The sequence below is a fragment of the Streptomyces sp. NPDC127197 genome, assembly GCF_042672405.1.
GTDB lineage: Bacteria > Actinomycetota > Actinomycetes > Streptomycetales > Streptomycetaceae > Streptomyces > Streptomyces flavusporus.
In genome coordinates this window covers 43,922-59,023 of the sequence record NZ_JBHXVG010000032.1, presented here as the reverse complement: position 1 = coordinate 59,023, position 15,102 = coordinate 43,922, and the positions used below count along the sequence as shown (strand labels likewise).

General features: G+C 71.6%; 12 protein-coding genes. 4 read left to right on the top strand and 8 right to left on the bottom strand.

All coding sequences use genetic code 11. The annotated features are described in order from the left end of the window. Window positions 1-4 precede the first annotated feature (4 nt). From ACFVJQ_RS35040 to ACFVJQ_RS35030, 3 genes are all read right to left on the bottom strand, one after another. Window positions 5-4,537 (bottom strand): hypothetical protein, encoded by a 4,533-nt coding sequence (locus tag ACFVJQ_RS35040; protein WP_385789694.1) that lies wholly within the window; start codon window positions 4,535-4,537, stop codon window positions 5-7. 2 nt (window positions 4,538-4,539) lie between these two features. Continuing rightward, on the bottom strand, window positions 4,540-4,956 hold the full coding sequence (locus tag ACFVJQ_RS35035; protein ID WP_385514729.1) for a hypothetical protein: 417 nt from the start codon (window positions 4,954-4,956) through the stop codon (window positions 4,540-4,542). A gap of 121 nt (window positions 4,957-5,077) precedes the next feature. Next, window positions 5,078-6,361 (bottom strand): adenylosuccinate synthase, encoded by a 1,284-nt coding sequence (locus ACFVJQ_RS35030; RefSeq protein ID WP_129803702.1) that lies wholly within the window; start codon window positions 6,359-6,361, stop codon window positions 5,078-5,080. A 187-nt stretch (window positions 6,362-6,548) separates the two neighbouring features. On the opposite strand from ACFVJQ_RS35030, the gene ACFVJQ_RS35025 reads away from it, so the two are divergent. Beyond that, window positions 6,549-7,409 carry a diacylglycerol kinase gene (locus tag ACFVJQ_RS35025; protein ID WP_385789691.1) on the top strand — a complete coding sequence of 287 codons (861 nt, stop codon included), beginning with the start codon at window positions 6,549-6,551 and terminating at the stop codon, window positions 7,407-7,409. A gap of 30 nt (window positions 7,410-7,439) precedes the next feature. On the opposite strand, the gene ACFVJQ_RS35020 is transcribed toward ACFVJQ_RS35025, so the two are convergent. Next, complete coding sequence (locus tag ACFVJQ_RS35020) at window positions 7,440-7,934, bottom strand: GbsR/MarR family transcriptional regulator (protein ID WP_385789689.1); 495 nt, start codon at window positions 7,932-7,934, stop codon at window positions 7,440-7,442. Window positions 7,935-8,006: 72 nt separating this feature from the next. On the opposite strand from ACFVJQ_RS35020, the gene ACFVJQ_RS35015 reads away from it, so the two are divergent. Genes ACFVJQ_RS35015 through ACFVJQ_RS35005 form a run of 3 tightly spaced genes read left to right on the top strand, consistent with a single transcriptional unit; the run spans window position 8,007 to window position 10,795 of the window. Further along, on the top strand, window positions 8,007-8,909 hold the full coding sequence (locus tag ACFVJQ_RS35015; protein ID WP_385789687.1) for an ATP-binding cassette domain-containing protein: 903 nt from the start codon (window positions 8,007-8,009) through the stop codon (window positions 8,907-8,909). Next, the gene (locus tag ACFVJQ_RS35010; protein ID WP_385514725.1) at window positions 8,906-10,519 is read left to right on the top strand and encodes an ABC transporter permease; all 1,614 of its coding nucleotides are present in this window, start codon (window positions 8,906-8,908) and stop codon (window positions 10,517-10,519) included. The genes ACFVJQ_RS35015 and ACFVJQ_RS35010 overlap by 4 nt, the downstream gene beginning before the upstream one ends. 42 nt (window positions 10,520-10,561) lie before the next feature. Then, on the top strand, window positions 10,562-10,795 hold the full coding sequence (locus ACFVJQ_RS35005; RefSeq protein WP_385514724.1) for a hypothetical protein: 234 nt from the start codon (window positions 10,562-10,564) through the stop codon (window positions 10,793-10,795). On the opposite strand, the gene ACFVJQ_RS35000 is transcribed toward ACFVJQ_RS35005, so the two are convergent. The 4 genes from ACFVJQ_RS35000 to ACFVJQ_RS34985 form a co-directional block, all read right to left on the bottom strand. After that, the gene (locus ACFVJQ_RS35000) at window positions 10,770-11,987 is read right to left on the bottom strand and encodes a cytochrome P450 (protein ID WP_385789685.1); all 1,218 of its coding nucleotides are present in this window, start codon (window positions 11,985-11,987) and stop codon (window positions 10,770-10,772) included. The two genes, ACFVJQ_RS35005 and ACFVJQ_RS35000, sit on opposite strands and share 26 nt — an antisense overlap. Before the next feature lie 62 nt (window positions 11,988-12,049). Further along, on the bottom strand, window positions 12,050-12,715 hold the full coding sequence (locus ACFVJQ_RS34995; RefSeq protein ID WP_385514722.1) for a response regulator: 666 nt from the start codon (window positions 12,713-12,715) through the stop codon (window positions 12,050-12,052). Then, entirely contained in the window at window positions 12,712-14,052 is a 1,341-nt protein-coding gene (locus ACFVJQ_RS34990) for a sensor histidine kinase (RefSeq protein ID WP_385789683.1), read from the bottom strand. Before ACFVJQ_RS34990 ends, ACFVJQ_RS34995 begins: the two co-directional genes overlap by 4 nt. 74 nt (window positions 14,053-14,126) lie before the next feature. Beyond that, on the bottom strand, window positions 14,127-15,023 hold the full coding sequence (locus ACFVJQ_RS34985; protein ID WP_385514720.1) for an alpha/beta hydrolase: 897 nt from the start codon (window positions 15,021-15,023) through the stop codon (window positions 14,127-14,129). Window positions 15,024-15,102 lie beyond the last annotated feature (79 nt).

Sequence of the window (15,102 nt, the reverse complement as noted above, 5' to 3'; positions counted from 1 at the left end):
GGCGTCAGTCGCAGGACGTGCGGTAGGACAGGTGCGGGAACAGCCGTTTCCACTGGTCCTTCGGGACGCTCAGGGGGTACGACCTGCACATCTCCGTGTAGAGGTGGTCGCTGTCGAAGTCCAGGACGTAGGTGCTCCGGTCGGCCAGGGAGCTGCCCCAGGTCCGCTCGATGGTGACCGCCAGCCAGCGAGGGCCCTCGGGCGGGTCCGAGCGGGGTACGTGGACGTCCTCCGCGTTCGGCAGCTCGACGAACTCCGGGGTGTCCCACCTGCCGTCCGGGCCGACGGTCCAGATGCGGTACGGGCCGCCCGTCACCACGTGGCGGCCGTCCGGGGTCATGGAGATGAAGGAGACCGCACGGTCGAGCAGTAGGTCGTGCTTCTTCTTCGGATCGGCGGGGTCGGTGACGTCCCAGAACTCGACGGTGCCGTCGCTGAGCGCTGCCGCCAACTCCCCCTTGGCGGTGGGGAAGTAGTCACCGGGAGCGCCGGGGATCCGGGCGCCCCCGTCCGGGTGCGCGGGACGGGACAGGTCCCACACGCGGATGTTGTCCCCGACGTCCTCCGTGACGAGTTGCTGGGACCCGGCGTCGTACATCGCGCCCTTCATCAGCGCCACGTCCTTGATGCGTCCTCCCTTGCGGGGTCGGGCCGGGTCGGAGAGGTCCCACAGTCTGAGGTGCCGTTTGTTCTCGACGGTCGCCAGTGAGCGGTCCCCGGCGAACCAGAGGTCTCCCGTGCTGAAGAGGCCCCCGCTGATCGGTGCGTCGACCGTGGCGACGTGTACTGGCTTCGCCGGATCCTTGATGTCGTACAGGGCGATGCCGCGTTCCTCCGCCGAACCCGCGGCCAGCAGCCGGCCGTCCGGGCTCACCACGACGCGCGGGACGTCGGCGGTGAGGCGGATGCTGCCGCCCCTTGTCGGCCCGCCGTCGGAGTCGAACTCCCAGAACTGGAAGGTGTGATCCAGCCCCTTGGTCCAGTAATGAGCAAGAAGCACAGGCGTCTCGGGGCTGTTGAGGAAGTAGTTCGCCTCCCAGCCCTTCGGCAGTGTGTAGTGGACCCTCGGTGCACGGAGGTCACTGATGTCCCACACTCGTGTCCTGGTCGTGTAATCGGCGTTCTCGGTCTGGGCGAGGACCAGCCTGCCGTCGCCGCTGAAGGCACTGGTGCCTGCCTCGACGATGGACGGCACCCTGCCCTCGATCGCGGACGCCCACGTCCGGCCGGGCCACAGCCGTATCTCGCCGGCCACATCACCAGCCGCGAGATACCGGCTGTCCGGACTGTAGGCGACCGACTGGGCGGGCTCGCCCGACGGCAGCGCTGAGAGAGACTGCCAGTTCTCCACCTCCGACACCTTTCCGGTCACGTCGCGCCGGTGAACGCCGTTGTCCCGGTCCGCGCCCGCGAGGAGTCTGCCGTCCCCGCTGAAACTGAGCGAGGGAATGCCGTCCGGGTGGCTGCCCAAGTAGTCCCGGTACTCCTCCACCGCGACGCGCCGCAGTTCCCGTCCGTCCGCCAGCTCCCACCAGGCGACCTTCCCGCTGGCCCCGGTCGCGACTACCAGGTCGCGCTTCGGGTGCGCGGCGACCGCCATGACCGTCTCGGCCCGCTCGGTGTCCAGCAGCTCGGGCCGGTCCGGATCGGTCAGGTCCCACAGCCGCACCTGAGCCGGCTGTTTGCTTTCCCCTTCCCCGCTGCCGTTGCCGGTGATCAGGTGACGTCCGTCGCGGGTGAACGCCAGCGAGATCACCTCCGTCTCGGCGATCGTCCGCTCCCCCCGCAGCGCGGGGTGGGCAGGGTCGCTCACGTCCCACAGCCGGAGCCGTCCCGCCTCGCTGCCCGCCGCCAACGTCCTGCCATCCCCACTGAACGCGAGGGCGAACGTCGCGCCCTCGGCGATCGACAGCCGCGCCACCCGCTTGGGATTCATCGCGTCGGTGGTGTCCCAGAGCGTCAGCGACGTCGCCGTCTGCGCGGCCAGCACCCGCGTACGCGGGTGGTAGGCGATGGCCGCGCTGTCGTCCACCTTGAACCCGCCCGCTTCAGCCGGCATCGCGGGCTTCGACACATCCCACAACCGCACCCGCCCGCCTCGGTGACTGGCGGCCAGCACCTCACCGTCCGGGCTGTAGGCAAGATTGAGCACCGGCTTGCGCTCTCCCTGAGCCGGCGACAGGTGCGCCGGCGCCACCGTAGTTGCCGCCGCGTACAGGCTCGACCGCGTCTCCGAGGTCTTCGCCGTGCGGTACGCGGCGAGGCTGAGCTGCAGCGCCTTCTGCGGGTCGCGTTCGCGCATGATGTCGGCCTTGATGGCCAGTTCCCGCGCGATCAGGCTCCGCTCCCGATCCGCCGCCTGGCCGTTCTCGTAGAACGCCCAGCCCGCCAACACCCCGGCCACCAGGGCGAGGGCGGACAACCCCGCGATCCAGGCCCGCGTGACGGATCGCCTGCGCCGCTGCGCCTGGTCGGCGGCGGTGACGAAGTCCCGCACCACCTGTCGGACGGGGAGCCGGGCCGACTCCTCGGCGGCGACCAGCGCCCTCGCCTCGTCCAGGCTGGTGCCCGTCCACAGCCCACTGCCATGGACGGACCACGACTCCGCCGCCTCCGTCAGCCGCCGCAGCCGCAGCAGATCGCCGCGCACCTCGGCGATCCAGTCCTGCAGCCGCTGCCACGCGTAGAGCAGCGAGTCGTGGCCGAGCTGTGCGCCGCCCTGCTCGTCCACGACGACGAGGCGGGCGTCCGCGAGGCGGCGCAGCAGGTCCTCGGAGCCGGCCAGTTCCTCCCGCGGGATCCGGCGGCGCACCAGCCGTCCCTCGCCGTCGGCGACCTGGACCATCGCCAGCATCAGTCGGCGCAGTCGGGTCCGGCCCTCGTCGTCGAGGTCTGCGTAGATGCCCTCGGCGGTGCGGGCGACGGCGTCCCGAATGCCGCCGGCCTGCTGGTAGGCGGCGTAGGTGAGTGTCGTACCGCGCCGACGCAGCCATATCTCCCGCAGCACGTGGGCCAGGAACGGCAGCGCGGCCGCGTCGCCCGGCCCGCCGCCTGCCCGCTCCTCGTTCACCTCGCGTCGCAGGATCTGCGGGACGCCCTCCTCCCACTGGAGTCCCTCGTACCGGGCGGGTCCCACGATGGCCGCCTCGACCTCGGCGTCGTCGAGGGCGGGCACGGTGAAGTGGTCCCGTGCCACGAGCGGGGCCAGATGACGGTCGCGCAGGGCGTCGTCGTGGTAGTCGGCTCGCAGGGCCAGCACGATGCGGGGGCCGTCGGCGGCGGTGAGCGCGGCGGCGAAGCGCTGCTGCTCGGTCGCGTCGGCTCCGTGCGTGAAGTACTGCTCGAGCTGGTCGACGACCAGGACTCCCGGCGCCCGTACTGCCTTGGCGTCGGAGGCGGGGCCGCTGAAGCGGCCCTGTTCCAGCTCCCGTACGACCTCGGTGAGCGGCCGGTCCACGGCTGCCGCCCAGGCCTCCGCGAGCGCCCGGAACGGCTGCGCGCCCGGCGCGGACACGATCCGTACGCTCCCCAGCCCCGCGTCCTCGGCCGCCACGCTCAGCCCGGCCCGCAGCAGTGACGACTTGCCGACGCCCGAGGTGCCGATCACCACCAGCGGCTCACCGGGTCGGGTCTGCGCGACGCGCCGCAGCAGCTCGCGGGTCACCTTCTCGCGGCCGAAGAAGAGGTGATGCTGCTCGGGCAGGAACGGCACGATGCCCGGGTAGGGGCTGACCGCGTCCGGGTCATCGGGGGTGGAGGCAGTCTCGGGGCTCGGCATGTAGCGGCGGTTGGCGGTGAGGACCCGTTCCGCCATGCGGGCCGTGCCGCCGCCGTAAGGCCGCGCGGGTCCGCCCTGCAGCCGCTGGTCGAGGAGCCGGTAGAGGCTGCCCGGCGTCAGCCGGCGCGGGCCGCCTGCGTCGCCTTCCCGCAGCAGGTTCAGCAGCTCACCGGTGAACAGGGTGTACTCGGCACCCTCGGGAGCGTACGCCAGGGTGTCGCGCAGCGCGGAGGCGAGCAGATAGCTGCCCTGGGGTCGGCTGCCGCCGAACGGGTCCGAGGCCGGCGGGCGGCTCGGCTCCCGGGCGTTTCCGGCGAAGCAGCAGTCGAGGATGACGAGCGGATCTGCGGGCCCGTCGCTGAGGTAGCGCTCGATCTCGTCGTACGGGACGGAGTGCGCGGTGTCGGTAAGGGACCTGGTCGCCGCCGTCGCCAGATACAGCCGCCCGCCCGGCCCGCGCAGTCCGTGGCCGACGTGGCAGAAGACGACGGCTCCGCTCTCGTACCGGCCCTGCGTCGGTCCGGCGAGGTCCACGGCCTCGGCGAGTGCCGCGAGGACCTCGCTCGGTGACTCGGGGTCGCACAGCAGCCGGACCCGGTCGCCCATGCCGCACTCCGTGGCCAGCGCCTCGGCCAGGGCTTTCGCCGACGGTACGGCGGACGGGAGCGCGGTCAGCCGATCGCCCGGGTGGCTTCCGGTGCCGACCACCACCGCCCGGCAGCCGGGCCCCGTCAGGTCCGGCCTCCCCCGTGACGGCATGGTCAGTCTCCCTGCCCGGCCCGGTCTTCCGTCCCGTCGGTGGCCGGTCGCCGGCGAAGGGCCTCGGCGACCTGCTGGGCCAGTTCGCTCGCGCCTTCCGCCGTCAGCCCGCGGACCTTCTCGGAGGAGACGACGACCTGGGTGCCGTCCGGCTGATTGATGGTGACGGTCTGGTTGCCCCGGCGGTTCTGCAGCCAGACCACCACCGCCGCTCCGACGGCCGCCGTCGGCCCGCCCGGCGCCAGGACCAGCGTCAGCACCTCGCTCCACGCCCCCATGGCCCCCGCCGGGACGCCGACCGGGGACTCCCGCCGGACCAGACTCAGCAACTGGGGATCCTGACGCAGCCAGTCGTACAGGTCGTCCGTGGCGCCGGCGCGGTCGCCGGTTTCCGTGTCAACGGCCAGTGTGATGCGCACCTTGCTCCCTCTGGAGAACACCAGTACCCAACCGCAACTGTCACTGCAAAACTAACATCCCCAACTACCCGTGCAAACGGGGCAGTTGGGGATGCCGTGCAAAGAGTCCAGGGATCGGATGTCAGATGAACGAGTTGATCTCGATCGTCTCGTCCCGGCCCGGGCCCACGCCGATCGCGGAGATCGGGGCGCCGGACATCTCCTCCAGCGCCTTGACGTAGCTCTGGGCGTTCTTCGGGAGGTCGGCGAAGGTCTTCGCCTTCGAGATGTCCTCCGACCAGCCGGGGAGCATCTCGTAGACCGGCTTGGCGTGGTGGAAGTCGGACTGGGAGTACGGGAGCTCGTCGACGCGCTGCCCGTCGATCTCGTACGCCACGCAGACCGGGATCTGCTCCCAGCCCGTGAGGACGTCCAGCTTCGTCAGGAAGAAGTCGGTCAGGCCGTTGACCCGGGTCGCGTACCGGGCGATGACCGCGTCGAACCAGCCGCAGCGGCGGTCACGGCCGGTCGTCACGCCCCGCTCGCCGCCGATGCGGCGCAGCGCCTCGCCGTCCTCGTCGAAGAGCTCCGTCGGGAACGGGCCCGCGCCGACTCGGGTCGTGTACGCCTTCAGGATGCCGATGACGCGGCTGATCTTCGTGGGGCCGACCCCTGCGCCCGTGCACGCGCCGCCCGCGGTCGGGTTCGACGACGTCACGAAGGGATACGTGCCGTGGTCGATGTCCAGGAGCGTGCCCTGGCCGCCCTCGAAGAGGACGACCTTGTTGTCCTCCAGTGCCTGGTTGAGGATCAGGACCGTGTCGGCGACGTACGGCTTGATCTGCTCCGCGTAGCCCAGCAGCTCCTCGACGACCTGCTCGACGGCGATCGCGCGGCGGTTGTAGAGCTTGGTGAGGATCTGGTTCTTGACGTCGAGGGCGGCTTCGACCTTCTGCTGGAGGATCGACTCGTCGTACAGGTCCTGGACCCGGATGCCGACACGGTTGATCTTGTCCGCGTAGGTCGGACCGATGCCGCGGCCGGTCGTCCCGATCTTGCGCTTGCCGAGGAAGCGCTCCGTCACCTTGTCAACGGTGACGTTGTATGGCGTGATGATGTGCGCGTTGCCGCTGATCAGGAGCTTGGACGTGTCGACGCCGCGCTCGTTCAGCCCACTCAGCTCGGAGAGCAGGACCGAGGGGTCGACGACGACGCCATTGCCGATGACCGGCGTGCAGCCGGGGGACAGGATTCCGGAAGGGAGCAGGTGGAGGGCATACTTCTGGTCACCCACGACCACCGTGTGGCCGGCGTTGTTGCCGCCCTGGTAACGCACCACGTAGTCGACGGATCCGCCGAGCAGGTCCGTGGCCTTTCCCTTGCCTTCGTCACCCCACTGAGCACCGAGCAGCACAAGTGCGGGCACGCGCGTACACCCCTTCCGGGCGGGGCATGTCCAAGGTCAGGGGCGTACGCGGCACGGCCTGTGCCTCGTACACCGGCGACCTTCGTCGGCCGCAACCTGTCGGACCGGATGCCCCGGAATAGACGAAGCCCCTGGCGCAATAGCGCAAGGGGCTCTTGCACAAAGATGCTACCCGAGGAAGCGAGGCATGACCGAGGTGGCGACTTTCGCGATGTCCGATCAGCTGCTGGTGGTGATCGATCCGGTCGCCCGGAGGACGGACGGGGAGTCCGTGCGGATCGCGAAAGACGTGCTCAGCGCGGGTGCGGCGACGAAAGTGTGCCTGCCGGACGGGCCCGACGAATTCGCCCGGGCACTGGCTCGACGGGGGTCGCGACGGCCGGTGGTCGTGGGCGACGACCGCGCGCTGATGCGGGCCGTGTCGCTGCTGCACCGGCAGCGGGAGCTGGCCGAATGCGTGCTGTCGGTGGTGCCGGTCGGGGGCTCGCTGTCGCTGGCCGGATCCCTCGGGGTGCCGACGGGGGCGGTCGCTGCGGCCCGGGCGGTGCTGGACGGGGTGGAGCGGCGGCTGGATCTGCTCGTGGACGACAGTGACGGGGTGGTGCTGGGCGCGCTGCGGATCCCGCCGCTGCGGGACCCTGCAGCGCCGGCTGGGGCCACCGCGGTGGAGCCGGGTGCCGGGCGGCCATGGCTGCGGACGTGTCAGTCGCTCGTACGGACGCTGGTGCCGGCGCGGGGCACCTCCTCTGCCGTGCCCGGGCCCTCGCGGCTGCGGGTCGAGGTCGACGGGGAGACGCTGGTGGACCTCGACCAGCCGGTGGAAGGGGTGTCGGTGATGCCGGGGCCCGCAGGCGCGGCCGAGGTGGAGGTGCGGCCGGTTTCGGTGGGGGCGGAGGCTTCACCGCTGCGGGCGGTGGGGCGGACGGTGACCGTGTCCGGGGCGCACTTCCGGTACCGGGCGGATGCAGCGGTGTCGGGGCCGGTGCGGACACGGACCTGGACGGTTCGGGAGGGGGCGTGGGGGCTTACGGTGCCGGCGGCGCCTTGATGCGGACCAGCCGCGACTCGGAGCGGCGGCTCACTTGCCGAAGGTCTTCTCCCGGTGTGCCCGCCACCGCTCCATCATGGCCGCGACCTCGCCCTCGATGAACTCGAAGAAGGCGAGCGTCTCGGCCATGCGGCGCCCTGCCGGGGTGTCGGCGCCGAGGCTGGCGACGCCCTCGCGCAGAGCCCCCTCCCAGCGCTTGAGGACGGCTTCGCGGTTGGTCAGGGCCTCGTACCACTGGTCGCCGTGCACCCGGTAGCGCTCCCGGCGCGAGCCGGGCTCCCGCTCACGCGACACCATGTGCGTCTGGGCCAGGTAGCGCACCGCGCTGGAGACCGCGGCAGGGCTGATCCGGAGCTGTTCGCTCAGTTCGGCGGAGGTCATCACGCCTTGGTCGGAGGCGAGCAGCGCGGCGAAGACCCGGGCGGCCATGCGCTGCATCCCGGCCTCGACGAGCTGCGCCGCGAAGGACTCCACGAACTTCGACACGGCCTCCGCGTCCCGTCCGACCTCCACTGATTCCGTCATGCGCTCATCCTATCGGGATTTATACACTTCCTTAACTTCACAAGTTTCTGAAAAAAGCGTACGTTCTGAAGCATGACGAAGGCAATCACCGTCTCCGGACTGCACAAGTCGTTCGGCAAGACACATGCGCTCGACGGCCTCGACCTGGACGTCGAGACCGGCGAGGTCCACGGCTTCCTCGGCCCCAACGGCGCCGGCAAGTCCACCACCATCCGCGTCCTGCTCGGTCTGCTGCGCGCCGACTCCGGCGCCGCCCAGGTGCTCGGCCGCGATCCCTGGACGGACGCGGTGGAGGTGCACCGCCGCATCGCCTACGTCCCCGGCGACGTCACCCTGTGGCGCAACCTCTCCGGCGGCGAGGTCATCGGCCTGTACGGCCGTCTGCGCGGAGGCCTCGACAAGCGGCGCCGGGCCGAACTGATCGAGCGGTTCGAGCTGGACCCGACGAAGAAGGGCCGGACGTACTCCAAGGGCAACCGCCAGAAGGTCGCCCTCGTCGCCGCGTTCGCCTCGGACGTGGACCTGCTGATCCTCGACGAGCCGACCTCGGGCCTGGACCCGCTGATGGAGGAGGTTTTCCAGCGCTGCGTCGAGGAGGAGCGCGAACGCGGCCGCACGATCCTGCTCTCCTCGCACATCCTCAGCGAGGTCGAGGAACTCTGCGACCGGGTCAGCATCATCCGCAAGGGCCGTACCGTCGAGAGCGGCTCGCTCGCCGACCTGCGCCACCTGACGCGGACGAGCGTCACGGCCGAACTGGCCGGTCCGCCCAACGGGTTGTCACATCTGCCGGGGGTCCACGACCTCGACGTACAGGGTCGTCGCGTCCGGCTTCAGGTCGACACCGACAAACTCGATGCCGTACTGCGGTCGTTGAGCGAGTCGGGCGTACGGTCGCTGACGTCGACGCCGCCGACCCTGGAGGAGCTGTTCCTGCGGCACTACCAGGCGGACGTGAGCGAGGTGGCCCGATGACTGCCGCGACCACGGACTTCGCCGTACGATCCGGTGGCAGCCGCCAACTGGCCGGTACGGGAACGCTGTTGCGCTTCGCACTGCGCCGCGACCGGGTGATGATCCCGGTCTGGGTGGCGGTGAACGCGCTCATGATCCTCTCCATGCCGAACACGCTGGAGAACCTGTACGCCACCCCGGCCGACCGCGCGAGCGTCGTGCAGGACACGGCGACCAACGCCTCCTTCCGCGCGCTGATCGGCCCGGTCTTCGACGACTCGATCGGCGCGCTGACGGCCTGGCGCGTCGGCGTGTACGCGGGCGCGCTCGCGGCCGTGGTGAGTCTGCTCCTCGTCGTACGGCACACCCGGGACGAGGAGGAGAGCGGCCGCCAGGAGCTGGTGGCGTCCGGGATGGTGGGCCGCAGGGCCTCCCTGACGGCCGCGCTGCTGACGGCGGCGGTCGCCAATGCCGTACTGGCCCTGCTGGTGGCGGCCGGACTCGCCGGCCAGGGCGCCTCCGGGGCACTGGCCTTCGGGCTCGGCCTCGCCGGGGTCGGCATGGTCTTCGCCACGCTGGCGGCGATCGTCGCGCAGTTCACGGAGAGCGCCCGGCTGGCCCGGGGACTGACGGCCGGGCTGCTGGGCGCGGCGTTCGTACTGCGCGCGGCGGGCGACTCGGCTGCGGACGACGGTTCGTCGGTGCTGACGTGGGTGTCGCCGCTGGGCTGGCTGGAGAACCTGCGGCCCTTCGCGGACGAACGCTGGTGGGTGCTGCTGCTCTTCGCCGGCGCGGCGGTCGTCCAGGGCGTGGTGGCGTACGAACTCGCCGGCCGCCGTGACCTCGGCATGAGCTTCCTGCCCACCCGGCCGGGGCCCGCCGAGGGCCGCCTCGGCACGGCGGGCGCCCTGGCCTGGCGACTGCAGCGCGGCGGCGTGCTCGGCTGGAGCATCGGCTTCTTCCTCGCCGGGGTGATCTACGGCGGGTTGACCGACGGGGTGGCCGACCTGGTGGGCGACAACGAGAACGCCCGCGAGATCTTCCAGCGCATGGGCGGGCAGTCCGGCATCACGGACGCGTTCCTGGCGTCGATGGTCGGCATGCTCGGCCTGATCGCGGCCCTCTACATCGTGGCGTCGGTCCTGCGGCTGCACGGCGAGGAGATCTCGATGCGGGCGGAACCGCTCCTGGCGAACGCGGTGGGCCGCCTGCGCTGGGCGGCGGGCCACCTGGTGATCGCCTTCGCCGGATCGGCACTGATCATGCTGCTCGCGGGGCTGGGTTTCGCGGCCGGTTACGGCAAGGAGGTGGGCCCGATCCTGGGCGCCTGTCTGATCCAGCTGCCGGCGATCTGGGTGATCGGCGGGCTCGCGGTGCTGCTCTACGGGGTGTCACCCCGGCTGGCCCTGGCCGCCTGGGGTGTTGCCGGGGCGGTGCTGCTCACCGGGTGGATCGGGCCCGCGCTGGATGTTCCGCAGGCGGTGCTGGACGTGTCGCCGTTCGGGCATCTGCCCAAGCTGCCGGGCGGGGAGATGGAGTGGGGCGCGGTGTCCGTCCTGACCGGGATCGCGGTGGTGCTGGTGGCCGGTGGGCTGGCGGGACTGCGGCGGCGGGACGTGACCAGCAGCTGACCGTGGGAACCTTCGGGCGGCCTGTGCGCGTCCCTCCCGGGCATGGGGGAACGTACGCAGGCCGCTCTGGGGTGTCTGACCGTGGCCGCCGGGGCCGGTGCGGGGCTCGCCGTGTGGGCGGTCGGTGTGCGGGGGCGGCTGTGGCGGTTCGAGCAGGGCCCGGACTGGAAGGTCCTCTACGCCGAACTGCCGCTCGCGATCCTCGGCGGGATCGCGGTCGGCCTCGTCGTCTGGGCCCTGGTCCAGTGGGTCAGGTCGCGACGCTCAGCCCGTTGAGCCCCCTGATCACGAAGTTCGGCTTGCGCTCCGGCTCCGCCGCCAGGGTGAGCGTCGGGGCCTTCTCCAGCAGGGCCCGCATCGAGGCCGCCAGCTCGATACGGGCCAAGGGGGCGCCGATGCAGTAGTGGATACCGGCGCTGAAGGAGATGTGCGGGTTGTCGTTGCGGGTGAGGTCGAGGCGCTCCGGGTTCCGGAAGACCTCGGGGTCGTGGTTGGCGGAGCCGAAGAGCATGGCGATCTCCGCGCCGCGCGGGATCCTCGTGCCGTCGATCTCGATCTCGTCCAGCACCCAGCGTTCGAAGAGCTGGAGCGGGGTGTCGTAGCGCATCAGCTCCTCGACCGCCGACGGGATCAGGGAGTGGTCCGCGCGCAGGGCGGCCAGCTGGTCGGGGTTGCGGAACAACGCCCACCAGCCGTTGACCGTGGCGTTCACCGTGGCCTCGTGGCCCGCGTTCAGGAGGAGGACGGCCGTCGAGATCATCTCCTGCTCGGTGAGGCGGTCACCCTCGTCGTGCGCCGCGATCAGGCCGGAGATGAGGTCCTCGCCGGGTTCCTTGCGGCGCTGGGCGATCAGCTCCTTCAGGTACTGCGAGAACTCGACCGACGCCCGCACCGCCTTCGTCGCCGCCTCCTCGGACGGGTTCAGCTCGTACATCCCGCAGATGTCCGCCGACCAGGGGCGCAGCGGGGCACGGTCGGACTCCGGGATGCCGAGCATCTCGGCGATCACCGCCACCGGCAGCGGCTCCGCCACATCCGTCAGCAGGTCCCCGCCGCCCGCCTCGACCAGGCGGGAGACCAGGTCGCCGGCCAGGCCGTCCACATACGGCTTCAGCCGCTCGACCGTCCGCGGGGTGAACGCCTTCGACACCAGGCGCCGGATCCGCGTGTGGTCCGGCGGCTCCAGGTCCAGCATTCCGTGGTCGTTGAGCGTGTGGAACGGCTCGTGCTCCGGCGGGGGCGGCGTGCGCCCGAAGTCCTCGTGACTGAACCGGTGCTGGTACGTCCGGCCCAGGCGCCGGTCGCGCAGCAGCGCGGAGACGTCCGCGTGGTGCGGGACCAGCCACTGGTCGGTGGGCTCGAAGTAGAGCACGCGGCCTCGAGCCCGCAGCTCCGCGTAGGCGGGGTAGGGGTCGGCGACGAACGCCGGGTCCCACGGGTCGAAGGCGAGGTCAAAAGCAGCTGCCATGAACGGACGCTAGCCCGGGACCCCGCCGTCTGACCAGGGGTGTCCGACGGCCGGGCGTTCGCTCAGCCCGGCGTCACCAGCCGCGCCTCGTACGCGAACACCGCCGCCTGCGTACGGTCCCTGAGGCCCAGCTTCACCAGGATCCGGCTGACGTGGGTCTTGATCGTCGACTCGGCGACCACCAGCCGCTCGGCCATCTCCGCGTTCGACAGGCCCTGCGCGATCAGCACCAGCACCTCCGTCTCCCGCTCGGTGAGGTCCCCGTACGCCGCGTGCGCGGAGGACATCAGGCGCGGGGCGTCGGACAGCTTCGAGAACTCCGTGATCAGCCGCCTGGTGACGGAGGGCGCAAGGAGGGCCTCCCCGGCCGCCACCACCCTTACTCCGTCGGCGAGTTGGCGTGCCGAGGCGTCCTTCAACAGGAAGCCGGAGGCTCCCGCCCGCAGCGCCTGGTACACGTACTCGTCGAGGTCGAAGGTGGTGAGCACCAGCACCTTCGCCGCCCCGTCCGCCGCGACGATCTCCCGGGTCGCCTCGATGCCGTTCAGCTCCGGCATGCGGATGTCCATCAGCACGACGTCGGGGGCCAGTTCCCGCACCCGCTCCACCGCCTCGCGCCCGTTGACGGCCTCGCCGACGACCTCGATGTCCGGCATCGCGTTCAACAGGACCGAGAAGCCCTCGCGGACCATCATCTGGTCGTCCGCGATCAGTACGCGGATGCTCATGCGTCACCTTCGCTCGGGCTGGTCACCGGCAGGAACACCGCCACCTCATAGCCTCCGTCGTCCGTCCGGCCCGCCGTCATCTCGCCGTTCAGCATGGAGACGCGCTCCCGCATACCCGTGATGCCGTGCCCGGCACCCGGCGAGGGCTTGACCAGGGCCGGCGCGGGCGGCGGGCCGTTGACTACGCGCAGGCCGAGGCCGCCGAGGACGTACCCGATCTCGACGCGGGCGTCCGCACCGGGCGCGTGCCGCAAGGTGTTGCTCAGGGCCTCCTGGACTATTCGGTACGCCGACAGCTCCACGCCCTGCGGGAGTTCGCGCACCGCTCCGGTCACCGCCTTCTCCACGGTCAGGCCCGCGTCCCGCACATTCGCCAGCAGCGCGTCCAGGTCGGCGAGCGTGGGCTGCGGGGCTTCGGGCGCCTCGTAGTCCTCGGCGCGGACGACGCCCAGGACGCGGCGCAGTTCGGTGAGGGCCGCCACCGCGTTCTCCCGGATGGTGGCGAAGGCCCGCTCCAGCTCCGGCGGCGGGTTCTCCACCCGGTAGGGCGCGGCCTCCGCCTGGATGGCGACGACCGACATGTGGTGGGCGACGACGTCGTGCAGCTCGCGGGCGATCGTCGTGCGCTCCTCCAGGAGAGCGCGCCGGGAGCGCTCGTGGGCGGTCTCGGTCTGTTGGGCGGTGACCTCCTGCTTGGCCTGACGGCGGATGTGCCAGACGGCGACGCAGAGCAGGACCATCGCGGAGACGACCAGCATGGGGCCGACGTTCGTGCCGTAGTAGTAGCTCGGGCCGAAACCGGCCTCGGCCACGAGGCCGTAGGCCGCTGTCAGCGCCCACATCCACGCGGCCGTGCGCGGCCTGGTGCGCATGGCCACGACCGTCAGCACCGTCAGATGGCAGGCGAGGGAGCCGGCCATCCACGGCCACTCGCCCCAGCTGCCGCCCAGGACTCCGGCGACCGGAGTGGCGGCCATCGACAGCCAGAACGCTCCGACGGGCCGCACCATGGTCAGCAGAACGGGGAGCACGCAGAGCGGACCGACCAGCAGGGCCGGGCCGCCGGTGTCGATGGTGGCAATGGGCAGCGTGAGCAGGGCCGCCGCGATGATCACGGCGTGCGGGGTCCAGGCCGCGTACTCCCGCAGGCGGCCGGGCAGCCGCCGGGTCAGCGGGCCGTCGACGCTCATCCGGGGCAGCGGACGGTAGGCGAAGGCGTTGTGGAACAGGTCCTGGCGCAGCCCGCTCAGGGCGCCCATGGCCAGCCGGTACTCGGGGCTGCGCGACGCGCCTGCGCCCCCGGGCGGCGGCGTCTGCGTCTGGGTCGTCTCGGTCACGTTGAGAACGGTAGGCGGAGGCGGGGGTCGCGTCGTCCCCAGTGAGAAGGGTCCTTCAGGATCCGTCTCAGGTACTACCAGGCCAACTGCGCGATCTCCTCCGCCACCACCGCACACGCGTCCGCCGCCGGATCGATCAGCGGAAAGTGACCGACGTCCTCCAGCAGCGTCAGACCGACCACCTCCCCCGCCTTCGCCGCCGCGTCCGCATACGACTCGCCGACCGCCTGCGGGACGACGATGTCCGTGCGGCCCTGGACGAGCGTCGTGGCGATGCCGGTCGGGAGCAGGAGCGCGGGGTCGGCGTAGGGCCGACGCTCCGCGAACTCCACTCCTCCGCCCAGGAGTTGTCGCGCAGCACCCCCGCAGACGTCCAGCTTGTCGGCGACCGTGAAGTCGGCGATCGGGGCGAGGGCGACCACACCCCGCAGGGGCGCGGGGCGGTCGGTGCGCCAGGGGGCGTCCGCCGGGAGGACATGGCGCGCCGCCGCCCAGAGGGCCAGGTGGCCGCCGGCCGAGTGGCCGGTGAGCACGGTCCGGCGCGGATCGGCCTGCGGGAGCGCCTCCCGCACGAGCGCCGGCAGTGCGTCCAGCGCGGCGGCGACGTCGTCGAAGGTCTCCGGCCAGCGTCCGGCGACCGGGCCGCCCCCACCAGGATCCGCCGAGCTGTCCGCGCCCTCCGCCCCGCGCCGATACTCCACATTGGCCACGGCGAAACCCCGCCGGGCCAGAAAATCCGCGAACGGCGTGACATGCCGACGGTCGTACGGAGCCCGCCACGCCCCGCCGTGCAGTACGACGACCAGCGGCGCCAGGCCGCCCGGGTCGGCCTCGCCGCGCGGCGCGTAGAAGTCGATCACCTGGTCGGGGTGGTCGCCGTACGCGGCGACGGCGTCGGGGTCGACGGGCGGGTGCGAGAAGGCCGACTCCTCCTCGGCGGCGGCCCGGGCTGCTGGGACGTTGTCCGGCATGCTCCAACCTCTCAGCGGTGAAACGGGTTTGGACGGACCAGGTGGGATGACGGCCGTTGGCGGGGACGGTATCAGGCGG